This window comes from Streptomyces sp. NPDC049585, assembly GCF_040675615.1.
Lineage (GTDB): Bacteria > Actinomycetota > Actinomycetes > Streptomycetales > Streptomycetaceae > Streptomyces > Streptomyces luteosporeus.
Genome location: NZ_JBFAPE010000001.1, coordinates 352,962 through 374,717, shown reverse-complemented (window position 1 = coordinate 374,717; position 21,756 = coordinate 352,962). Strand labels below are relative to the sequence as shown.

Here is a 21,756-nt window from a genome sequence, read left to right as displayed (position 1 = left end):
ACGCCGTAGCGTGTCCGTATGAACGCATTCGGCGTGGACATCGGCGGATCGGGCATCAAGGGGGCTCCCGTGGACCCGGTCCGCGGGGAGCTCGTGCAGGAGCGCTTCAAGGTGCTCACCCCGCACCCGGCCACCCCGCAGGCGGTGGCCGAGGGCGTGCGGCAGGTGGTCGGGCACTTCGGCCGGCCGGGCGGGCCGGTGGGGGTGACCTTCCCCGGCGTGGTGGTGGACGGCAGGACGCGTACGGCCGCCAACGTCGACAAGAGCTGGGTCGGCACCGATGCCGCCGCGCTGCTCGGCGAGGCCCTCGGCGTGCCGGTGGCGGTGCTCAACGACGCGGACGCGGCCGGCCTGGCCGAGATGACGCACGGCGCCGGCAAGGGCCGTACGGGCACGGTCGTCGTGCTGACCTTCGGCACCGGCATCGGCAGCGCCCTGTTCTCGGGCGGCCGGCTGGTGCCCAACACCGAGCTGGGCCACCTGGAGCTGCAGGGCCACGACGCGGAGACCCGCGCCTCCACCCGGGCCAAGGAGGAGGAGGACCTCACCTGGGGCCGCTGGGCCAAGCGGGTGGGGCGCTACCTGGCCCATGTGGAGATGCTGCTCTCGCCCGAACTGTTCGTGATCGGCGGCGGCGTCAGCCGCAAGGCGGAGAAGTTCCTGCCGCTGATCGAGGGCGTCAGCGCCGAGGTCGTCCCCGCCCGTCTGCAGAACAACGCGGGGATCGTGGGGGCCGCGATGGCTGCTGCCGCCGCTGCCGTCGTTCCCGTCGGCGCACCCTGATCAGGGCGATCCGGCGGCAGAGCGCGATCAGCCCGGCGAGCAGGGTGCCGCTGTAGAGCCAGGCCGCGCTCAGCGACAGCATGGTCACCAGGCTCATCACCCGCCCCACGAAGCCGCCCGAGGCGTCGCTGAGCGGGATCGCGCCCACCGCGTAGGCGATGGGCACGCTCACCGGGGCGGTCATCAGGTCCACCGGGCGCACCCACAGGGCGCAGGCCGCGGCGGCGAGCAGGAAGCACCCCCCGTACAGCCGGGGCGAGCCGCCCACCAGCGAATCCAGGTAGCCGGCGGCCAGCATGGCCAGCGTCGTCAGCAGCCCGCTGCCCAGCCCGGTCAGCCGGGCGGCGGGCAGCCGCCGCAGGACCGGGCGCGAGCCGGGCCCGGGGTGCCGCTCGTGCTCGCGGGCGGCGCCGTGGCGCTGTCCCACGGGGGCGGAGGGGCGGGGCACGGGGGATCCACGGCGGGGTCCCCGCTGGGGGGTGCGCGTGCTGGGTTGCTCCACGCGACCAAACTAGGCAGGCCCCGGAGCGGAATCCGGGGCGGGACACGCCGTTTGCACCACCTTGGGCGTGTGTTCGATGGATCATCCGTCAGGGGCCGGTGTGCGCCACCGCCCCGTAGACTGGTGGACCGGCCGCGTCACGGGGCGCGCGCCCCTCGTCCCTACGGAACCCACGGGAAGTCGCCACGTGTCGCTCACGATCGGAATCGTCGGTCTGCCGAATGTCGGCAAGTCGACCCTGTTCAACGCCCTGACCAAGAACGACGTCCTGGCGGCCAACTACCCGTTCGCCACCATCGAGCCGAACGTCGGCGTCGTGGGCGTGCCCGACGCCCGCCTGACCAAGCTGGCCGAGATCTTCGGCTCCCAGCGCGTCCTGCCCGCCACCGTCGACTTCGTCGACATCGCCGGCATCGTGCGCGGCGCCAGCGAGGGCGAGGGCCTGGGCAACAAGTTCCTGGCGAACATCCGCGAGTCGGACGCCATCTGCCAGGTCATCCGCGCCTTCAAGGACGAGAACGTCGTCCACGTCGACGGCAAGGTCTCGCCCAAGGACGACATCGAGACCATCAACACCGAGCTGATCCTCGCGGACCTGCAGACCATCGAGAAGGTCCTGCCGCGCCTGCAGAAGGAAATGCGGATCAAGAAGGACGTCGCGCCCAAGGTCGCGGCGGTCGAGGCGGCCAAGGCCATCCTGGAGGAGGGCACCACCCTCTTCTCGGCCGGCATCGTCCAGGGCTCGGAGAAGGCCGAGCTCCTGCACGACCTGCACCTGCTGACCACCAAGCCCTTCCTCTACGTCTTCAACGTCGACGAGGACGAGCTGACCGACGAGGCCTTCAAGGACGAGCAGCGCGCCCTGGTCGCCCCCGCCGAGGCCATCTTCCTCAACGCCAAGCTGGAGGCCGACCTCGCCGAGCTGGACGAGGAGGACGCCATGGAGCTCCTGCAGTCCGTCGGCGCCGAGGAGCCCGGCCTGGCCACCCTCGCCCGCGTCGGCTTCGACACCCTCGGCCTGCAGACCTACCTGACGGCCGGCCCCAAGGAGTCCCGCGCCTGGACGATCAAGAAGGGCGCAACGGCCCCCGAGGCCGCCGGTGTGATCCACACCGACTTCCAGAAGGGCTTCATCAAGGCCGAGGTCATCTCCTTCGAGGACCTCGTCGCCACCGGCTCCGTCGCCGAGGCCCGCGCCGCGGGCAAGGCCCGCATGGAGGGCAAGGACTACGTGATGGCGGACGGCGACGTGGTGGAGTTCCGCTTCAACGTCTGATCGTTCCCAACGCTGCGAAGGGCCGGGCTCCGTCGAGCCCGGCCCTTCCGCGTGTCGTCGGGGGCGTGTCGTCATGCGGTCTTCAGGAGGGTGCGCCGCTCAGGACCTCGACCTTCCCGGTGTCGAGCGAGTAATAGGCGCCGACCACGGCGAGCGCCCCTTTCTTCACGAGGGGGGCCAGGTCCTTGTTGGAGCGCAGGTCGGACGCCGCGAGCTCGACCTGGGTGCGGGTCATGGTCTCGACCGGGTCGGAGCCGCCGCCCTTGCGGGTCGTTTGCTCGTACGCCGGGCGCAGCGCCTGGGCGATCGCCTCCAGGTTGCCCGGCAGCGGCTTGCCGCCCCGCAGGGAGTCGTACGCCGCCTTGACGGCGCCGCAGCGCTGGTGGCCGAGGACCACGACGAGCGGGGTGCCGCTGGTCATCGGCCCGTACTCCACGGACCCGGTCACGATCGGGCCGACCGTCACGCCGCCGGTGCGCATCACGTACAGATCGCCCAGCCCGGTGTCGAAGAGGAGCTCGGGCGGCACCCGGGAGTCGATGCACGAAAGGACCGACCCGAAGGGCTCCTGTGCCTGGGCCACGGCGTGGCGCCGGTCCGGGTCCCGGTCGGGGTGCTGGAGGTGGCCGTTCACCCAGCGCTTGTTGCCGTCCATGAGCCGGGTGAAGGCCGCGGCGGGTGTGGCCGGCCGGGCCGACGGGGAGCCGGTCGCCGAGGGGTCGGCGCTCGTCGGGGTGCAGCCCACCAGGGCGGCGCCCATGGTCGCCAGTCCGCCGGCGAGCAGGGTCCTGCGATCGAACAGGGCCCTGCGCTCCGGGTGCCTCGTGGTGTGCATCGGTCGGCTCCTCTCGCTCATGACCAGGCGATTGTTGGGCGCGAGGGGGGAAACCGGCGGAAGGCGCCACCGGGGGGCCGCAGAACTCGCCCGGGCGGTGGCCGGGCGGCACGCGGAGCATGCGGACCGGACGGTTGGTAGCGCTCCGTGCTCGCCGGCGGCCGGGGCTCCGCGGAGGTGCCGCCCGGGGGTGCCTGGCGCACGTGCGGTGGCGCGGCGCGGGGCTGCGCGGGCTGAGCTGGGAATCGCTGCGGAGGGTCGCGCCATGGCCAGAGGTTGCGGACCGCAACGTTCGGTTGCCAAGCTGTTGCGGACTGTCAACCCCTTGGGAGTGGACGTGGCCTTCGGTGACCAGCCCGCATACCTTCGAGTGGCCGGCGATCTCCGGCAGAAAATCATCGCGGGCGAGCTGCCGCCGCACACCCGGCTCCCGTCCCAGGCCCGCATCCGGGAGCAGTACGGCGTCTCGGACACCGTGGCCCTGGAGGCCCGCAAGGTCCTGATGGCGGAGGGCCTCGTCGAGGGCAGATCCGGCTCGGGGACGTACGTGCGCGAGCAGCCGGTGCCCCGGGCCGTGGTGCGCACGGGGTACCGCGGGGTGGGGGAGTCCACCCCGTTCCGCCAGGAGCAGGCCAACGAGCGGGTCAAGGGCACCTGGGAGTCCCGCAGCGAGCAGGTGCCGGCCGACGCGCGGATCGCGCGGCGGCTGCGGATCGGGCCGGGCGAGAAGGTGATGCGCACCGACTACCTCTTCCGCTCCGGCGGCGAGCCCTGCATGCTCTCGACCTCCTTCGAGCCGCTGGCGCTGACCGGGCGCACGCCGGTGATGCTGCCGGAGGAGGGGCCGCTGGCGGGCCGGGGCGTGGTGGACCGGATGGCGGCCATCGACCTGATCGTGGACAACGTCACCGAGGAGGTCAGTGCGCGCCCCGGGCTGGCCGAGGAGACGCTCGCGCTCGGCGGGGTGCCCGGTCACGGCGTGCTGGTGGTCTCGCGGACGTACTACGCGGGCGGCTGTCCCGTGGAGACGGCGGACGTCGTGATGCTCGCCGAGCGGTACCGGGTCGCCTACCACCTGCCGGTGAAGTAGGCGTGAACCCGATGTGAACTTACTCGCGGGTCAGTGTGACGATCCGTGCCCCGCCCTGCCCGCCGGCCGTGCCGGCGGGCAGAAAGCAGAGGGGTTGTCCCGGTTCGCCCCGGTTCGGAAGCCCCGTCATCGATGTGGCAAAACTCACAAACTCCCAGCTCAGGGCCTTTTGGCGTTAACCAACTCGGCTAAATCGCCCGTACGATGGCGCGGTTTGTGTTCCTGCCGTGGGGGATGAGAAAGAGAAGGAGATCCGGGGCGTTGAGTACCGAACAGGGTTCCCATTCGAATTACCGCCGGACCCTCGGCACGACGGCCCTGACGGCCGTCGGCCTCGGGTCGATCATCGGCTCCGGCTGGCTCTTCGGCGCCGAGCGCGCCGCTGTGCTCGCCGGCCCCGCCGCGATCTTTGCCTGGGTCATCGGCGCCGTGGTGGCGCTGACCATCGCCCTGACCTACACCGAGCTCGGCTCCATGTTCCCCAAGGCGGGCGGCATGGTGCGGTACGGGCAGTTCTCGCACGGCTCCCTGGCGGGCTACATGGCCGCCTGGGCCAACTGGATCGCCATCGTCTCCGTGATCCCCGGTGAGGCGACCGCATCGATCCAGTACATGAGCTCCTGGAAGTTCGACTGGGCGGGCAAGCTCTTCGACGGCAAGGAGCTCACCGGCACCGGCCTCGCCGCGGCGAGCGTGCTGGTCGTCTTCTACTTCTTCCTGAACTGGTTCGCGATCACCCTGTTCGCCAAGACGAACAACGCGATCACCGTGTTCAAGGTCGTCGTCCCGGCGCTGACCGCCGGCGCGCTGATCTTCGCGCACTTCGACACCAGCAACGTCGGCTCCGCCCACGGCGGCTTCGCCCCCAACGGCTGGAGCGCCGTCTTCAGCGCCGTCGCCGTCGCGGGCATCGTCTGGGCCTTCAACGGCTTCCAGTCGCCGCTGAACATGGCCGCCGAGGCCCGCAACCCCGGCAAGTCGCTGCCGAAGGCCGTCGTCGGCTCCATCCTGATCGCGCTGGTCATCTACATCGCGCTGCAGATCGCCTTCCTGATGGCCGTCCCCGCCGCGGACCTCTCCGGCGGCTGGAACACCCTGGCGTACAAGTCCCCGCTCGCGGACCTGTCCATCACCTGGGGCCTGAACTGGCTCGCCCTGCTGCTCTACGCGGACGCCTTCATCTCCCCGTCCGGCACCGGCATGATCTACGCGGCCACCACCTCCCGCATGATCCACGGCGTCCAGGAGAACGGCCACCTGCCCAAGGTCTTCGGCAAGGTCGACCCCAAGACCGGTGTCCCGAAGCCGGCCCTGCTGCTCAACCTCGTGATCTCCTTCGTCTTCCTGGCCGTCTTCCGCGGCTGGGGCTCGATCGCCGAGATCGTCGGTGTCGCCACCGTCATCTCCTACATCACCGGCCCCGTCGCCGTGATGTCGCTGCGCCGCATCGCGCCGGACATGAAGCGCCCGGTCAAGCTCAAGGCCATGCCGGTCATCGCCCCCATCGCGATGATCTTCGGTTCGCTGGTCATGTACTGGGCCCGCTGGCCGCTGACGGGCAAGGTCATCTTCATCATGGCCATCGGCCTGCCGATCTGGGCCTGGTACGAGCTGCGCAAGCCCTGGGCCGAGCTCAAGCCGCACCTGCAGGCCGGTGCCTGGATGGTGACCTACCTGCTGGTGATGGCGCTGGTCTCGTGGGCCGGCGGCACCGAGTTCGGCGGCAAGGGCTACCTGCCGGAGGGCGTGGACATCGCCGTGGTTGTCCTGATCGCTCTGGTCTTCTACGTGTGGGGCGTGCGCAGCGCGTGGCGCAACCCCACCCTTGAGCAGGTCGAGAAGGAAATGAACGACCTCGCCGAGACCGAGGTCGCCGAGGAGCAGGAGCTCGCCCCGGCGAAGTGATCCGCTCGCGTGGCCGAATGCGTACCTCTTCGTGAAAACCCGTATCCGGTGCGTAAAGTCCGGGCGTACGCTCGGGCATATGCGGACTGCGGTTTCTTCGGAAGTAGTCACCGAAGGGCGTGCGCCGGTGCACGCGGCGACAGCGGGAGGGCAGGAGCGATGACGGACACCGGACCGGTCCTGCCCTGGCTCGTGATCCGCCAGGACGAGAACGGCAACCGCTACCGCGTCGGCCGCTACGCCACCAGGACGGAGGCGGAGCGCGTGGCCGACCGGCTCGACGCCGAGGGCAACCGACGGCTGTACGTCGTCGAGCGGGTCGGCCGGGCCGTCACCTAGTGCTCCGGCGCCGCCCCGGCCCGGCACCCCCAGGGTGCCGGGCCTTACGCTTACCCCTCGTGACGAGCGAGCGTGTGGTGGTCGGCGGAGCGGTTCTCCACGAAGGACGGCTGCTGGCCGCGCGGCGCAGCGCGCCGCCCGAGCTCGCCGGCCGCTGGGAGCTGCCCGGCGGCAAGCTGGAGCCCGGCGAGAGCGCCCCGCAGGCGCTCGTACGGGAGCTGCGCGAGGAGCTCGGCGTCGAGACCGAGCCGCTGGAGCGCATCGCGGGACAGTGGCCGCTGAAGCCCGGCTACGTCCTGCAGGTCTGGACGGCCCGTCTGGTGGCGGGCGAGCCGCAGCCGCTGCAGGACCACGACGAGCTGCGCTGGCTGGCCCCCGGTGACATCGACGACGTCGACTGGCTGGAGCAGGACCGCCCCGCGGTCGCCGCGGCCGCCCGGCTCCTGAGCGGCATCTCCTGACCAGCACCTCCTGATCGGATCTCCTGACCGGCATCTCCTGACCGGCCGGCTGACCGCTTTCTGTACGCCGAATGCGGCACCTGAGGCGGACGGTCCCGGTCAGGGAAGATAGTCCGACCCCCATACCGGGTATGTGCTGATTATTAGCCCCAAAGACGGACATGCCGGAGGGGTCGTGCAGCGGTCTGGGAAGTGGTCGGCGTGAGCGACAGCACGGGGACCTTGGCGTCGACTCCCGGCTTCGCCGAATGGAGCTTCCCCGCGGAGGCCGGCGCCGTGCGCACCGCCCGCACGCTCGTGCGCGACACCCTGCACGAATGGGGCCTGGACTCTGTCGTGGACGTCACCGTGCTGCTCGTCAGCGAGCTCGTCACCAACTCCCTGCGGCACGCCACCGGCCCCATCGGCCTTCGGATGTACTCCCACGCCGGCCCCAGCCTGCTGGTCGAGGTCTCCGACCCGCTGCCCGACCCGCCCCGCGAACGCGCGGCCGACGCCGACGACGAGGGCGGCCGTGGCCTGCAATTGGTGGCATCGGCCTCCCGCCGCTGGGGAACCCGCCCTGGTAACCAGGGGAAGACCGTGTGGTTCGAGCTGAGCCTGCCCGGTTAGTAACCCAGGGAGAATACATAGCGGGTTGAGACCGTGCTGTGATCGTGAAGTCCGTGTTCCGAAGGCCCCCTGTGCTGGATACTCGGCCTTCTGATGCCGGTGCGAGCACGAGAGCCGGAGGGGACGGGCACGTGAGCGAGAAGCCAGCGGGTACGGCGGGCAGGCCGGAGGGTGCGGGCGCCACCTCGATGTGGCAGAACAGCCCGCCCGGCTCCCTCTACGACCACATCCGCGTGGCCTCCTTCTCCCTCGGCGCCGACGGCCGCATCGCGCAGTGGAGCGACCGGGCCGCCGAACTCTTCGGGATAACGGCACGGCACGCCGTCGGCAAGGACCCCCAGGAGGTCTTCGCCCCCGCCGGCGAGGGCCGGTACGGGCGCCGGCCCGGCGCACCCGCGCCCGCACCCTTCCTCGCCGACGACGGGCCCGACGGCCGGGCCTGGACGGGCCTCGTGCCCTACCAGCGCGACGGCGCCCACGGCCGCCCCGAGGGGCTCGCCGAGATCTATGTGATGCCCGGCGAGGACGCCTCCGGCGACCGCACCGCCCTGTGCGTCGCCGTCGACGTCAAGGCGTTGCGCGGAATAGAGACCGACATTGCTGCTTCGGAAGCCGTTTTCGGCCAATCTCCGCTCGGCTTCTTCTTCTTCGGTACCGACCTCACCCTGCTCCGCGTCAACGAGAGTTTCGCCCAGACTTTCGGCCGCCCCGCCGCCTGGCACCGTGGCCGCACCCCGCACGACTTCCTGCCCCGCTCCGAGGCCGACCGCCTCACCGCCGCCCTGCGCCAGGTCCTCGACACCGGCAAACCGGTGGCCGACATCCAACTCGTCGGCCCCGTCCCCGGCCAGAACGAACGCCGCCGCTGGTCGGTCTCCCTCTACCGGCTGCACAGCGGCAGCGGCCGGCCCATCGGCGTCGCCGCCATCGCCACCGACGTCACCGGCCGCCGCCGCGCCGAACGCGAGGCCGCCGGCGTACGCCGCAACCTGGCCCTGCTCAACGAGGCCGGCGCCCGCATCGGCAACTCCCTCGACCTGGAGAAGACCGCCCGCGAACTCCTCGACGTCGCCGTCCCGCAGTTCTGCGACCTGGCCTCCGTCGACCTCTACCAGGGCCTGCTCGCCGGTGACGAGGCCCCGCCCGGGCTCGCCGACGGCAGCGCCGAACTGCGCCGCGTCGCCTACTCCAGCGCCGTCTCCGGCGCCCCCCTCGACGCCGCCGACAGCAAGCCCGTCCAGGTCGGCGAGGTCCACCGCTACCCCTTCCACTCGCCCTGCGCCCAGGCCCTGCGCACCGCCCACGTCCAGGTCGTCCCCGGCCGCGAGAGCGACGACGGCCCCGAGCTCGGCGCCGTCGTCCACTCCACCCTCGCCGTGCCCATGGTCGCCCGCGACACCGTGCTCGGCCTCGCCCAGTTCTCCCGCACCAAGGGCAGCGAGCCCTTCGGCGAGCGCGACACCGCCCTCGCCGTCGAACTCGCCGCCCGCGCCGCCGTCTGCATCGACAACGCCCGCCTCTACCGGCGCGAACACGAGCGCGCCCTCATCCTCCAGCGCAGCCTGCTGCCCCCCGGCGACCCGGAGGCCGCCGGCGTCGAGATCGCCTGCCGCTACCTGCCCGGCAACGCGGCCACCGAGGTCGGCGGCGACTGGTTCGACGTCATCGAACTGCCCGGACACCGCACGGCACTCGTCGTCGGCGACGTCATGGGCCGCGGCCTGCGCGCCGCCGTCGCCATGGGCGAACTGCGCACCGCCGTGCGCACCCTCGCCATGCTCGACTTGGAGCCCGCCGAGGTGCTCTCCGCCCTCGACGAGATCGCCCACGGGCTCGGCCGCCCCGGCGGCAAGCAGTCCGCCTCCCGCGGCGTGCGCGGCTCCGTCCGCCCCGCCGACCTCTCCGAGGTCTACCTCGCCACCTGCGTGTACGCCGTCTACGACCCCGTCACCCGGCGCTGCACCGTCGCCAACGCCGGCCACCTGCCGCCGGTGCTCGTCGAGGCCGGCGAGCCGGCCATGCTGCTCGACGTGCCGCCCGGCATGCCGCTGGGCGTGGGCGGCGAGCCCTTCGAGGAGACGGAGGTCGAGCTGCCGGACGGCGCCCTGCTCGCCCTCTACACCGACGGCCTCGTCGAATCCCGCGACCACCCCCTCGACGAGGGCCTGCAGGCCTTCCGCGACGCCCTCCAGGACCCCGACCGGCCGCTGGAGGACGTCTGCGACCACGTGCTCGGCGCCCTGAACACCCACCACGGCGAGGACGACATCGCCCTGCTCATGGCCCGCCTGCGCGGCCTGCGCCCCGGCTGCGTCGGCGACTGGACCCTCCCGCCCGAGCCGCGCTCCGTGGCCCGCGCCCGCGAGCTGGCGCGCGAGCAGCTCGAGAGCTGGGGCCTGGACGACCTCGTCGACACCTCCGAGCTGCTCGTCAGCGAACTGGTGACCAACGCGCTGCGGTACGGCGAGGGGGAGATCCGGCTGCGGCTGCTGCTGGACCGCACGCTGGTGTGCGAGGTGTGGGACGGCGGCCACGTCCAGCCGCGGCGCCGGCGGGCCCGCGACACGGACGAGGGCGGGCGCGGCCTGCAGCTCGTCGGCCTGCTCAGCGCGGCGTGGGGCAGCAGGCGGACGCCGCTCGGCAAGACGGTCTGGTTCGAACTGAGCCTCCCGGACGAGGACTCCCCGGCCCCGGACGCGGTGGAGGCGTTGCTGAGCCTGTACTAGGCCGTGTCCGGCGGATCATGCAGTGCCCCGTCAGGGGCGCGGGGAACTGCGCGACAAGCCACGACGCGCCCGCAGATGGGGTGCCGCCCGGGGGCCCGGGGGCGGAGCCCCCGGGTCAGTTCCGCAGGAAGCCGATGTCCTGGTAGCGCGGGCTCGCCATGCCGAAGGCTCCCGCATTGACGACCGTGCGCCGTGTCGCCACCAGTTCCGGTCGCTGGTACAGCGGGAGCGAGCCCGCCGCTGCCCAGATGCGGGCGTCGGCCTGGGCGAGCAGGTCGTGGGAGGTCTCCTCGTCCAGCTCCGCCGACGCCTTGTCGAACAACTGGTCGATCTGGTCCGTGCCCACCCGTGTGTAGTTCTGCTCCACCGTCAGCGACCCGTCCGGTGCCGGCTGCGGCTTGGCGAAGACCGGGCGGGCGTCCGTGGCCGGGAAGGCCCCCGTGGGCCAGCCGAACAGTGCGAGGTCGAACTTGCCCTTGGAGATGTTCTCCTTGAAGAACACCGCGTCCTCGACCTTCACCAGCTCCGTGCGCACCCCGATCGCGTCCAGCTGCCGGGCGATGCGCTCGCCGACCGCCCGCAGCGGTTCGGCGCCGGAGCTGTTCGGCAGGACGAAGCGCAGGACGAGCTTGCGGCCGTCCTTGAAGCGGGCCGGCGCGGCCGCCGCGCGGCCGCCGGTGTCGCCGCGGCCCTTGCCGTCGGCCTCGTCGCCGTAGGGGGAGGCGTAGGGGGATGAGAGGGGGGACTCATCGGGGGACTCCGCGGTCTCCTCGTCCTCGGGGTCGTCGCTCGGGTCCAGGCCGCCGACGACCGGCAGGTGGGCGGCCTTCCTCGCCGGGGCGGCGCCGTGGCCCTCCTTCCAGCCGGCGTCGGCGAGCAGGTCCATGGCGGCCTTGAGGTCGACCGAGCCGACGGCGTCGCTGTGGTCGGCGTACCCGGGCTGACCGGCCACCAGCAGGTGGCTGCCGAGCGGTTCGACGGGCAGGCCGAGCGGGCCGAGCACGTACTCGGCGAGCGCCTTGCGGTCCACGGCCCGTACGATCGCGCGCCGCACCCGCTCGTCGGCCAGCGGGCCGGAGGCGCCGTTGAGGGCGAGCTGGGTGTAGGCGGGCTCCAGGGAGCGGCGGACCATCAGGCCGCGCAGCAGGGTCGCGTCCGCGGCGACCGGCTTGTTCGCCCCGTCGGAGCGCGGCGTGCCCGGGCGCTTGGCGGTGGACGGCACGGCCACGGAGGGGGACATCAGGGACGGCGAGACCATGGGCGTGCGCACCGACGGGCTGACCGCCGGGGGGCTCGCCATCGCCGGGCTGGCCAGCGGTGTGCGGACGGAGGGCCCGGTGGCCGGGCCGGTGCCGGGCGCGGCGGCCGAGCCGGCCTTGCCCGCGTCGCCCGGCGGCTCCTGCGTGCCCTTCGCCGCGTTCGCCTTCATGATGCGTTCGGCCGCGGCGGGGGTGATCTCGGCCAGGTCGACCTTGCCGCCGGCCAGGGCCTCGACGCGCTGCTCGCGCGGCACGGCCCGCAGCACCATCCGGTCGAGCTTGGCGCGCTCGCCCCACCACCGGGGGTTGCGCGCCAGGGCCAGCGTCCCCTGCTGCTGGTCGCGCTCGGCGACCTGGAAGGGGCCCGCGGCCAGTGGCAGCTCCTTGCGGGAGGTGTCGTTGAAGGCCGAGGCGTCGTTGGTGAGCGCCTTCGGGTACAGCGGCGTGAACAGGGCCCGCCAGTCGGCGTCGTTCCGGGCGAAGGTCACCTTCACCTCGTGGGCGTTCGCGCCCTGCTCGACCCGGTCGATCCGCTCGTAGCCGGCGTTGCGGGCCGCGAAGTACGCACTGTCCTTGCCGCGCAGTGCCTTCCACTGCGCCGCGAAGTCGGCGGCGGAGACGGCCGTGCCGTCGCTCCAGACGGCCTTGGGGTTGAGCTTGTAGCGCACCACCTGGTGCGGCTTGCTGCTCACGACGGAGGCGTCGGTCAGGTAGTCGGGGTTGCGCCGGGGCCGCCCGCGCTCGTCGAGGGTGAACAGCGCCGGCAGCACGGCTCCCGCGACGCGCTGCGTGGTCTCGTCGGCGTCCGCGTGGAAGGCGTTGTAGGTGGCGGGCAGCGCGTCCACGGCCCAGGTCAGGGTGCCCTGGTCGGCGACCTTGGCGCGGGGGACGGCGGCGATGTCCGGCGGGGCGGCCGGGCCCTCGGCCTCGTCCTCGCCTCCGCCCGCGCAGCCCGCCAGCACGGGCAGCGCCACCAGCGCGGCGGCCGGCAGGGCGAGGGAGCGGAACGTACGGGACCGGGGGGTACGGGCCCGGGTGGTGCGGGGCCGGGTGCGCGAGGACCACATGCCGCCCACTGAAGGCGACCCTCCACGCGAAGACGCGCCGACACGTCGCCTCCCTCGTGCACGCCACTCGCCTGGGGGAATGTCGGCCGTCACCGGTGCGGCGCCGATCGCGCTCCCGCGAACGGGCGATCCGGGAGGCTATCTTCCCTCCGAGGGGTGTGACGCGCGACACTTCCTGTCGCATGACCGGCGGCACCCGCAATCATCGAAGCGGAAGGCCAAACCATGTCCGTCAAAGATGAGTTGACCGTCATCGAGCGTTCTCTCGAAGACCTGGACCGTGCGATCGGCCGGCTGGAGCAGCATCTGGGCAAGGGCCTGGAGATGCGCCGCCTGCGCCTCGACGCCGGTCACCTGCGCGAGGACCTCGCGCTGCTGCGCGCGGGCACCCCCGCCGCCGCGGAGGCGCGGCCCGTCCAGCTGGTGACGATCCCCGACACCCCGTACGACGCCTCGCTGTGGAGGGACGCCGACGAGGAGGGGCTCGGCTGCCGGGACCGGCGCGCCCCCTGACCGGCCGTTCGACCGTCCTTGTCGTCCCCGACCTCCACTCCACCGACGGAGTCCCGTCTTGGCCACTGGTACCGACCCCGAAGCACCCGCCGCGGCCGCCGTTCCGGCGGCCCGCGGCGTCCATCACGCCTCCCGGGCCGCCATCGCCGCCCGCCACCTGCGCCGCGACCGCTGGTGGCTGACGCCGGCCGCCACCGCCGCCGGGCTGCTCGCCTTCGTCGCCTACTCCACCTGGCGCGCCTTCGCCGGCGACCACTACTACGCCGCGCCCTACGTCTCCCCGTTCTACTCGCCCTGCCTGGCCGCGAACTGCGTGGACATGAACGGCGGCGCCGACTGGCAGCTCATCGGGTCCTGGTGGCGGCTCTCGCCCGCCCTGCTGATCCTGATCTTCCCGCTGGGCTTCCGGCTGACCTGCTACTACTACCGCAAGGCCTACTACCGGGGCTTCTGGGCCTCGCCCCCGGCCTGCGCGGTGCCCGAGCCGCACGCCCGCTACAGCGGCGAGACCCGCTTCCCGCTGATCCTGCAGAACGTCCACCGCTACTTCTTCTACTTCGCGGTGCTGGTCGCGGGAGTGCTCACCTTCGACGCCGTCCTCGCCTTCCGTGACGCCCACGGCGCCTGGGGGCACATGGGCCTGGGGACGCTGGTGCTGCTCGCCAACATCGTCCTGATCTGGGCGTACACCCTCTCCTGCCACTCCTGCCGGCACATCGTGGGCGGCCGGCTGCGCACCTTCTCCAAGCACCCCGTGCGCTACCGCATGTGGGGCTGGGTCAGCGCGCTCAACGCCCGCCACATGCTGCTGGCCTGGGCCTCGCTGGTGAGCGTGGCGGTGGCCGACCTGTACGTCTACCTGGTCTCCAGCGGCGCCTTCGCCGACCCGCGCCTGTTCTAGCCGCGCGGCCGCGACCGGGAGTTCTTCATCGAAAGAGGGGTCACGTTCTGATGCCACAGGTGGACCGGCAGTCCTGGGACGTCGTCGTGGTGGGGGCCGGCGGCGCCGGGCTGCGCGCGGCCATCGAGGCGCGCGAGCAGGGGCTGCGGTGCGCGGTCATCTGCAAGTCGCTGTTCGGCAAGGCGCACACGGTGATGGCGGAGGGCGGCATCGCCGCCTCCATGGGCAACGTCAACCGCAACGACAACTGGCAGGTGCACTTCCGCGACACCATGCGCGGCGGCAAGTTCCTCAACAACTGGCGGATGGCCGAACTGCACGCGCAGGAGGCCCCCGACCGGGTCTGGGAGCTGGAGACGTGGGGCGCGGTGTTCGACCGCACGCCCGACGGGCTGATCTCCCAGCGCAACTTCGGCGGCCACGAGTACCCGCGGCTCGCGCACGTCGGCGACCGCACCGGCCTGGAGCTCATCCGCACGCTCCAGCAGAAGGTCGTCTCCCTGCAGCAGGAGGACCAGCGGGAGTACGGGGACTACGAGGCACGCCTGAAGGTCTTCCAGGAGTGCACCGTCACCCGCATCCTCAAAGATGGCGGCAGGGTCGCGGGCGTCTTCGGCTACGAGCGCGAGTCGGGGCGCTTCTTCGTCTTCGAGGCCCCCGCCGTGGTGCTGGCCACCGGCGGCATCGGCAAGTCCTTCAAGGTGACCTCGAACTCCTGGGAGTACACCGGGGACGGGCATGCGCTGGCGCTGCTGGCCGGGGCCCGGCTGGTCAACATGGAGTTCGTGCAGTTCCACCCCACCGGCATGGTCTGGCCGCCGTCCGTCAAGGGCATCCTGGTCACCGAGTCGGTGCGGGGCGACGGCGGGGTGCTGCGCAACAGCGACGGCAAGCGCTTCATGTTCGACTACATCCCGGACGTCTTCCGGGAGAAGTACGCCGAGACCGAGGCCGAGGCCGACGGCTGGTACACCGACCCCGACCGCCACCGCAGACCGCCCGAGCTGCTGCCGCGCGACGAGGTCGCCCGCGCCATCAACGCCGAGGTCAAGGCCGGGCGCGGCTCCCCGCACGGCGGGGTGTTCCTGGACGTGTCCACCCGCATGCCGGCCGAGGTCATCCAGCGCAAGCTGCCCTCGATGCACCACCAGTTCAAGGAGCTGGCGGACGTCGACATCACCGCCGAGCCCATGGAGGTCGGCCCCACCTGCCACTACGTCATGGGCGGCGTGGCGGTCGACCCGGACACCGCCGCCGCCGAGGGCGTGCCCGGCCTGTTCGCCGCCGGCGAGGTCGCCGGCGGCATGCACGGCTCCAACCGGCTGGGCGGCAACTCCCTGTCCGACCTGCTGGTCTTCGGGCGCCGCGCGGGGCTGTACGCGGCCCGGTACGCGGCCGGATTCGCCACCGGCGCCGCCCCCGCCGTGGCCGACGCCGACGTCGAGCTCGCCGCGGCCGAGGCGCTGCGCCCCTTCGGCGCGGAGGGGGCCGGCACCGGCGCCGCCGGGGCCCCGGCCGAGAACCCGTACACCCTGCACCAGGAGCTGCAGCAGACCATGGGCGACCTGGTCGGCATCATCCGGCGGGCCGGGGAGATGGAGGAGGCGCTGCACCGCCTCGCCGGGCTGCGCACCCGGGCCCGGCGGGCCGGGGTGGAGGGCCACCGGCAGTTCAACCCCGGCTGGCACCTGGCCCTGGACCTGCGCAACATGCTGCTGGTCAGCGAGTGCGTGGCCCGGGCGGCCCTGGAGCGCACCGAGAGCCGCGGCGGCCACACCCGCGACGACCACCCCGGCATGGACCGGCGCTGGCGGCGCATCCACCTCGTGTGCCGGCTCGCCGACGAGTCCGCCGGACTGGCCGCGGCCGACTCGGCCCTCGGCCTGATCCGCCTGGACCGCGTCGAGACGGCCCCGATCCGCGAGGACCTGCTGGCGCTGTTCGAGAAGGAAGAACTGACCAAGTACCTGACGGACGAGGAGCTCACCTCATGAGTTACCAGGCCCACTTCAAGGTGTGGCGGGGTGATAAGGACGGTGGCCGCCTCGTCGACTACGAGGTGGCCGTCAACGAGGGCGAGGTCGTCCTCGACATCATCCACCGCCTGCAGGCCACCGCCGCGCCCGACCTGGCCGTGCGCTGGAACTGCAAGGCGGGCAAGTGCGGTTCGTGCAGCGCCGAGGTCAACGGCCGGCCGCGGTTGATGTGCATGACCCGGATGTCGGTCTTCGACCAGGCCGAGACGATCACGGTGACCCCGATGCGGACCTTCCCCGTGGTGCGCGACCTGGTCACGGACGTGTCGTACAACTACGCCAAGGCGCGCGAGGTGCCCTCCTTCGTGCCGCCGGCGGAGCTCGGCCCGGGGCAGTACCGGATGCAGCAGGAGGACGTCGGGCGCGTCCAGGAGTTCCGCAAGTGCATCGAGTGCTTCCTGTGCCAGAACACCTGCCACGTGGTGCGCGACCACGAGGAGAACAAGACCGCCTTCGCCGGGCCCCGCTTCCTCATGCGCGTCGCCGAGCTGGACATGCACCCGCTGGACGCCGCCGCCGAGGCCGGGGTCGACCGCAGGAAGGGCGCCCGCGACGACCACGGCCTGGGCTACTGCAACATCACCAAGTGCTGCACGGAGGTCTGCCCCGAGCACATCAAGATCACCGACAATGCGCTGATCCCGCTGAAGGAGCGCGTCGTCGACCGCTCGTACGACCCGCTGGTCTGGCTCGGCAGCAAGATCCGCCGGAGGCGCGGCTGAGGCGTGGCCGAGGCGGGGCCCGGGTCATGGCCGAGGCGGGGCCCGGGCCACGGCCGGGGCGCGGTCCAGGGGGCGCACGGGGCGGGTGACCGGCGCGTGACTACACTCCGCATTGGGCGGCATGCTCCGGGTAGCGGATCGGCCAATCCGGTCATACGCTCCAAAATGTGACGCGGCTTTCGTGGGGGTACGGGCCGAGGGCGCCTGGCTGGGCCATGGTCGGCGCCCTCCTCGCGCTCTGCGCCCTGCTGCTGCCCGCCGCACCCGCCTCCCGCGCCGACGCCCCCCTCGACCTCGACGCCCCCGGCCACATCACCGACACCGTCGGCGCCCTCGGCCACCGGCGCGGCCAGGTCGAGGCCGCCCTCGAAACCCTCCACGCCACCCAGCACGTTCAGCTCTACGTCACCTACGTCCACGACTTCTCCGGCCGCGCCGCCCAGGCCTGGGCCGACGCCACCGCCGACCGCAACGGCTTCGGCCCCCACGACGTCCTTCTCGCCATCGCCACCCACGGCGGCCAGTACGCCGTCTCCGCCGACAAGGACTCCGGCTTCCGCCCCGACCAGCTCAAACGCGTCGCCGCCACCGCCGTCGAACCCGCCCTGAAGGAACACGACTGGGCCGGCGCCGCCGTCGGCGCCGCCGACGGCTACCGCGCCGTCCTGCGCGGCCAACCCGTCCGCACCCCCGCCCTGCGCCCCGGCAGCAAGGACCCCGGCAGCGACGGGCTCCTCCCCGGCGAACGCTCCGTCTGGCTGCCCATCGCCGTCGGCGCCGCCCTCGTCCTGACCGGCCTGCACCTGTGCTCCCGCCGCTCCCGCCGCACCCGCCTCGCCCGACTGCGCCGCGCCGCCCTCCGCGAAGGCGGCCTGTGCCCCGACGGAGCCCCCGCCGACCTCGCCGCCGCCGTCACCGTCGCCGTCGCCACCGGCACCGAACCCGGCCTCGCCCGCATGGCACAACCCCTGACCCCCCTGCCCGAACTCGACGCCGAAGCCGCCCACACCCTCGTCGCCACCGACGACGCCGTGCACACCAGCGCCGAGGAACTCCTCTTCGCCACCGCCCAGCTCGGCCGCACCGCCACCCGGCCCTTCGCCGAAGCCGTCGCCTACGCCCGCGCCGAGCTCGCCGCCGCCTTCCGGCTCCGCCACGAACTCGACCGCACACCCCCCACCGACGAGGACGCCCGCCGCCACCGCCTCGACGAGATCTGCTCCCGCTGCACCAGCGCCAACCGGCGCCTCGACGCCGAGTCCGCCGCCTTCGACCGGCTGCGCGACCTGCGCAACCAAGCCGCCGCCGTCCTCGACCTCGCCGAGACCGCCGCCCGCTCCCTCGTCCTGCGCCTCGACGCCGCCGACGCCGCCCTCACCGCCCTCGCCCGCTGCCGCACCGCCCCCACCGCCCTCACCCCCGTCGCCCCCCACCCCGAGCAGGCCCGCGACCGGCTCGCCTTCGCCGACACCGCCCTCGCCGAGGCCCGCACCGCCCTCCTCGTCCACGACACCGACCACGCCGCCCTCTCCCTGCGTGCCGCCGAAGCCGCCCTCCACCAGGCCCGCACCCTCACCACCGCCGTCATACGCCACACCCACGAGCTGACCGCCGCCCCCGGACGCCTCCGCGACGCCCTCACCGAAGCCGCCGCCTGCCCGCAGGCCGCGGCCGCCGTCGAGGAGGCCCGGCGGGCCATGGCCAAGGAACCCTCCTGCGACCCGCGCGAAGTCCTGCGCCTGCTCGACGGCGCCGCCGCCCTGCCCGGCGGACCGGCCCGCGCCCTGCTCGCGGCCCGCGCGCAGGTCGCCGCCGCGCGCGACCACCTCGCCACCCACCGGGGCGCCGTCGGCGTGCGCGCCCGCACCCGGCTCGCCGAGGCCCAGCGCCTCCTGCCGCTGCCCGGCGCGGCGGCGCGGGCCGAGGCGCTGGCCCGCCAGGCGCGGGCGCTGGCCGAGGACGACGTGCTGGTGTACGACGCGTCGTACGAGCCGGCGACGACGCAACGGGCCCGGGCCCTGGCCGGCGCCCTGCGCGGCGGCATCGTCCTGCTGTCCCTCCACCCGCCCACCTTCGGCGGCCCCGCCACGCGGGGGCGCCTCGGCGCCCCGTAAGGGGCGCGGGGAACTGCGCGACAAGCCACGACGTGCCCGCAGACGGAGTGCATGTCGGCTGCGGGCCGCCGGTGGCCGATCGCGCAGTTCCCCGCGCCCCTTACGGGGCGCTACCCGGGGTCCGGGGCGGAGCTCCGGAGAAAACCGCAGGTCACAGTGGGTAGGGGTGATCCCGGGGCGCCGTACGCGGCAGCGCCCCGTACCATGGGGTGAGGCCGTGGCGTGTCGCCCGGCAGGGCCGCGTGCAGACTCCGTGCGCGAGCCGTCACCTACCCGGGAGAAGCGCCCCACGTATGCCCACGCGCCACGACATCCGTAATGTCGCCATCGTCGCCCACGTCGACCACGGCAAGACGACCATCGTCGACGCCATGCTCAAGCAGGCCGGTGCCTTCGCCGCCCACCAGCTCGACTCCGTCGACGACCGGGTCATGGACTCGAACGACCTGGAGCGTGAGAAGGGCATCACGATCCTCGCCAAGAACACGGCGGTGAAGTATCACCCCAAGGACGGCGGGGACCCGATCACGATCAACATCATCGACACCCCGGGCCACGCCGACTTCGGTGGCGAGGTCGAGCGCGGTCTGTCGATGGTGGACGGCGTCGTGCTGCTCGTGGACGCCTCCGAGGGTCCGCTGCCGCAGACCCGCTTCGTGCTCCGCAAGGCCCTGCAGGCCCGGATGCCGGTCATCCTGTGCATCAACAAGACCGACCGCCCGGACTCGCGCATCGACGAGGTCGTCAACGAGACCTACGACCTGTTCCTGGACCTGGACGCCGACGAGGACCAGATCGAGTTCCCGATCGTCTACGCCTGCGGCCGTGACGGCATCGCCTCGCTGACCAAGCCGGAGGACGGCACGGTTCCGGCGGACTCCACCAACCTGGAGCCGTTCTTCTCCACGATCCTGGAGCACATCCCGGCTCCGACGTACGAGGAGGACGCGCCGCTGCAGGCGCACGTCACCAACCTCGACGCCGACAACTTCCTCGGCCGTATCGCGCTGCTGCGCGTCGAGCAGGGCGAGCTGCGCAAGGGCCAGACCGTGGCCTGGATCAAGCGCGACGGCTCGATCTCGAACGTCCGCATCTCCGAGCTGATGATGACCGAGGCGCTCACCCGCAAGCCGGCCGAGAAGGCGGGCCCGGGCGACATCTGCGCCGTCGCGGGCATCCCGGACATCATGATCGGTGAGACGCTGGCCGACCCGGAGAACCCGGTCGCGCTGCCGCTGATCACGGTCGACGAGCCGGCGATCTCCATGACCATCGGTACGAACACCTCGCCGCTGGTCGGCCGCGGTGGCACGGGCAAGGGCGCGGACGCCAAGTCCGCCGTCAAGGACCGCAAGGTCACCGCCCGCCAGGTCAAGGACCGTCTGGACCGCGAGCTGATCGGTAACGTCTCGCTGCGCGTCCTGGACACCGAGCGCCCCGACGCCTGGGAGGTGCAGGGCCGCGGTGAGCTGGCGCTGGCCATCCTGGTCGAGCAGATGCGCCGCGAGGGCTTCGAGATGACCATCGGCAAGCCCCAGGTCGTCACCAAGGAGGTCGACGGCAAGACCTACGAGCCCGTCGAGCGCATGACGATCGACGTGCCCGAGGAGCACATGGGTGCCGTCACCCAGCTGATGGGCGTCCGCAAGGGCCGGATGGACAACATGTCCAACCACGGCTCCGGCTGGGTCCGCATGGAGTTCGTCGTCCCGTCCCGTGGCCTGATCGGCTTCCGTACGGAGTTCCTGACGAACACCCGCGGTACGGGCATCGCCCACTCGATCCACGAGGGCCACGAGCCGTGGTTCGGCACCCTGCAGACCCGTAACAACGGCTCCCTGGTCGCCGACCGCGCCGGTGCGGTCACCGCGTTCGCGATGACCAACCTGCAGGAGCGCGGCGTGCTGTTCGTCGACCCGGGCACCGAGGTGTACGAGGGCATGATCGTCGGCGAGAACTCGCGCTCCGACGACATGGACGTCAACATCACCAAGGAGAAGAAGCTCACCAACATGCGCTCCTCCTCCGCCGACTCCTTCGAGGCGATCGTCCCGCCGCGCAAGCTGTCGCTGGAGCAGTCGCTGGAGTTCTGCCGCGACGACGAGTGCGTCGAGGTGACCCCGGAGGCCGTGCGCATCCGCAAGGTCGTCCTGGACCAGAAGGAGCGCGGCCGCACCGCGTCCCGCGCCAAGCACGGCTAAGGGCAGGCCCTCTTCCGTACGACGGCCCGGCACCCCGCTTCCCGCGGGGTGCCGGGCCGTCGGCGTGTCCGGAAGCCGGACGGGGGCTGTCCGGAAGCGGCCGGGAGGCGGCCGGAAGTCGGGCAACTCCCTCCGCTTGCCGCGTTAACAGTCCGTTTCGTAGGTGTCTGTCTGTGCTGGCTTTGTCCGGATTTCGAACAGGTCGCGATGATCGATGTGACCAAAGCGAGACCCAGTAAGAGTGGTTTAAAGGGCGGCTGTACTTAATAGTTGGGTTCACTGAGCTCGGGTCAATGGGTCACGCGCTGTGGGGAGCGCCGACTCACGAGCACACTCGAGGTGCCGGTTCCGTCGTGCTGTCAGGGGTGTCAGCTGGGACCGGCGCCTCACTCGTAAAGAAAAGTGGACTCTTGA

17 protein-coding genes are annotated in these 21,756 nt (G+C 72.4%); 14 read left to right on the top strand and 3 right to left on the bottom strand.

Annotated features, from left to right (window positions below):
* The first annotated feature begins 18 nt into the window (after positions 1-18).
* Positions 19-783, top strand: a complete 765-nt coding sequence (gene ppgK / locus AB0K17_RS01770) for a polyphosphate--glucose phosphotransferase (protein WP_365966774.1) — start codon at positions 19-21, stop codon at positions 781-783.
* Here the strand turns inward: ppgK and AB0K17_RS01765 are convergent.
* Positions 680-1,231 carry a DUF6542 domain-containing protein gene (locus AB0K17_RS01765; RefSeq protein WP_365966773.1) on the bottom strand — a complete coding sequence of 184 codons (552 nt, stop codon included), beginning with the start codon at positions 1,229-1,231 and terminating at the stop codon, positions 680-682. The genes ppgK and AB0K17_RS01765 overlap by 104 nt on opposite strands.
* A 241-nt stretch (positions 1,232-1,472) precedes the next feature.
* On the opposite strand from AB0K17_RS01765, the gene ychF reads away from it, so the two are divergent.
* The gene (gene ychF / locus AB0K17_RS01760; RefSeq protein WP_365966772.1) at positions 1,473-2,561 is read left to right on the top strand and encodes a redox-regulated ATPase YchF; all 1,089 of its coding nucleotides are present in this window, start codon (positions 1,473-1,475) and stop codon (positions 2,559-2,561) included.
* A gap of 82 nt (positions 2,562-2,643) precedes the next feature.
* On the opposite strand, the gene AB0K17_RS01755 is transcribed toward ychF, so the two are convergent.
* Positions 2,644-3,396, bottom strand: coding sequence for a carbonic anhydrase (locus tag AB0K17_RS01755; protein WP_365966771.1), 753 nt, complete (start codon positions 3,394-3,396; stop codon positions 2,644-2,646).
* A gap of 337 nt (positions 3,397-3,733) precedes the next feature.
* On the opposite strand from AB0K17_RS01755, the gene AB0K17_RS01750 reads away from it, so the two are divergent.
* The 6 genes from AB0K17_RS01750 to AB0K17_RS01725 all read left to right on the top strand — a co-directional run bounded on the left by AB0K17_RS01750 (position 3,734) and on the right by AB0K17_RS01725 (position 10,529).
* On the top strand, positions 3,734-4,486 hold the full coding sequence (locus AB0K17_RS01750; protein ID WP_365966871.1) for a GntR family transcriptional regulator: 753 nt from the start codon (positions 3,734-3,736) through the stop codon (positions 4,484-4,486).
* A 261-nt stretch (positions 4,487-4,747) separates the two neighbouring features.
* Positions 4,748-6,391 (top strand): APC family permease, encoded by a 1,644-nt coding sequence (locus tag AB0K17_RS01745; RefSeq protein ID WP_365966770.1) that lies wholly within the window; start codon positions 4,748-4,750, stop codon positions 6,389-6,391.
* A gap of 159 nt (positions 6,392-6,550) precedes the next feature.
* Positions 6,551-6,730: an SPOR domain-containing protein gene (locus tag AB0K17_RS01740; RefSeq protein ID WP_344436710.1), complete on the top strand. Its 180-nt coding sequence runs from the start codon at positions 6,551-6,553 to the stop codon at positions 6,728-6,730.
* Positions 6,731-6,789: 59 nt separating this feature from the next.
* The gene (locus AB0K17_RS01735) at positions 6,790-7,191 is read left to right on the top strand and encodes a (deoxy)nucleoside triphosphate pyrophosphohydrolase (RefSeq protein WP_365966769.1); all 402 of its coding nucleotides are present in this window, start codon (positions 6,790-6,792) and stop codon (positions 7,189-7,191) included.
* Positions 7,192-7,383: 192 nt separating this feature from the next.
* A complete protein-coding gene (locus AB0K17_RS01730) occupies positions 7,384-7,803 on the top strand; it encodes an ATP-binding protein (RefSeq protein ID WP_365966768.1) in 420 nt (139 codons plus the stop codon).
* 188 nt (positions 7,804-7,991) lie between these two features.
* Entirely contained in the window at positions 7,992-10,529 is a 2,538-nt protein-coding gene (locus AB0K17_RS01725; RefSeq protein WP_365966870.1) for a SpoIIE family protein phosphatase, read from the top strand.
* Between the two features lie 115 nt (positions 10,530-10,644).
* Here the strand turns inward: AB0K17_RS01725 and AB0K17_RS01720 are convergent, their stop codons facing one another.
* Entirely contained in the window at positions 10,645-12,855 is a 2,211-nt protein-coding gene (locus tag AB0K17_RS01720; protein ID WP_365981827.1) for an ABC transporter substrate-binding protein, read from the bottom strand.
* A 225-nt stretch (positions 12,856-13,080) separates the two neighbouring features.
* Between AB0K17_RS01720 and AB0K17_RS01715 the strand changes: the two genes are divergently transcribed.
* From AB0K17_RS01715 to typA, 6 genes are all read left to right on the top strand, one after another.
* Positions 13,081-13,368 carry a hypothetical protein gene (locus tag AB0K17_RS01715; protein ID WP_365970157.1) on the top strand — a complete coding sequence of 96 codons (288 nt, stop codon included), beginning with the start codon at positions 13,081-13,083 and terminating at the stop codon, positions 13,366-13,368.
* 58 nt (positions 13,369-13,426) lie between these two features.
* Positions 13,427-14,269, top strand: a complete 843-nt coding sequence (locus tag AB0K17_RS01710; protein ID WP_365970155.1) for a hypothetical protein — start codon at positions 13,427-13,429, stop codon at positions 14,267-14,269.
* 50 nt (positions 14,270-14,319) lie between these two features.
* On the top strand, positions 14,320-16,263 hold the full coding sequence (locus AB0K17_RS01705) for a fumarate reductase/succinate dehydrogenase flavoprotein subunit (RefSeq protein ID WP_365970154.1): 1,944 nt from the start codon (positions 14,320-14,322) through the stop codon (positions 16,261-16,263).
* Positions 16,260-17,027: a succinate dehydrogenase/fumarate reductase iron-sulfur subunit gene (locus AB0K17_RS01700; RefSeq protein ID WP_365970153.1), complete on the top strand. Its 768-nt coding sequence runs from the start codon at positions 16,260-16,262 to the stop codon at positions 17,025-17,027. The genes AB0K17_RS01705 and AB0K17_RS01700 overlap by 4 nt, the downstream gene beginning before the upstream one ends.
* 167 nt (positions 17,028-17,194) lie before the next feature.
* Positions 17,195-19,141 carry a TPM domain-containing protein gene (locus AB0K17_RS01695; protein ID WP_365981754.1) on the top strand — a complete coding sequence of 649 codons (1,947 nt, stop codon included), beginning with the start codon at positions 17,195-17,197 and terminating at the stop codon, positions 19,139-19,141.
* 293 nt (positions 19,142-19,434) lie between these two features.
* Complete coding sequence (gene typA / locus AB0K17_RS01690; RefSeq protein WP_365970251.1) at positions 19,435-21,342, top strand: translational GTPase TypA; 1,908 nt, start codon at positions 19,435-19,437, stop codon at positions 21,340-21,342.
* Positions 21,343-21,756: the final 414 nt, after the last annotated feature.

Excerpts from the sequence above, each read along its gene's own strand:
- ppgK (WP_365966774.1), top strand. The coding sequence starts at position 19 with ATGAACGCATTCGGCGTGGACATCGGCGGATCGGGCATCAAGGGGGCT.
- AB0K17_RS01755 (WP_365966771.1), bottom strand. The coding sequence starts at position 3,396 with ATGCACACCACGAGGCACCCGGAGCGCAGGGCCCTGTTCGATCGCAGG.
- AB0K17_RS01740 (WP_344436710.1), top strand. The coding sequence starts at position 6,551 with ATGACGGACACCGGACCGGTCCTGCCCTGGCTCGTGATCCGCCAGGAC.
- AB0K17_RS01725 (WP_365966870.1), top strand. The coding sequence starts at position 7,992 with ATGTGGCAGAACAGCCCGCCCGGCTCCCTCTACGACCACATCCGCGTG.
- AB0K17_RS01720 (WP_365981827.1), bottom strand. The coding sequence starts at position 12,855 with ATGTGGTCCTCGCGCACCCGGCCCCGCACCACCCGGGCCCGTACCCCC.
- AB0K17_RS01715 (WP_365970157.1), top strand. The coding sequence starts at position 13,081 with ATGTCCGTCAAAGATGAGTTGACCGTCATCGAGCGTTCTCTCGAAGAC.
- AB0K17_RS01705 (WP_365970154.1), top strand. The coding sequence starts at position 14,320 with ATGCCACAGGTGGACCGGCAGTCCTGGGACGTCGTCGTGGTGGGGGCC.
- AB0K17_RS01700 (WP_365970153.1), top strand. The coding sequence starts at position 16,260 with ATGAGTTACCAGGCCCACTTCAAGGTGTGGCGGGGTGATAAGGACGGT.
- typA (WP_365970251.1), top strand. The coding sequence starts at position 19,435 with ATGCCCACGCGCCACGACATCCGTAATGTCGCCATCGTCGCCCACGTC.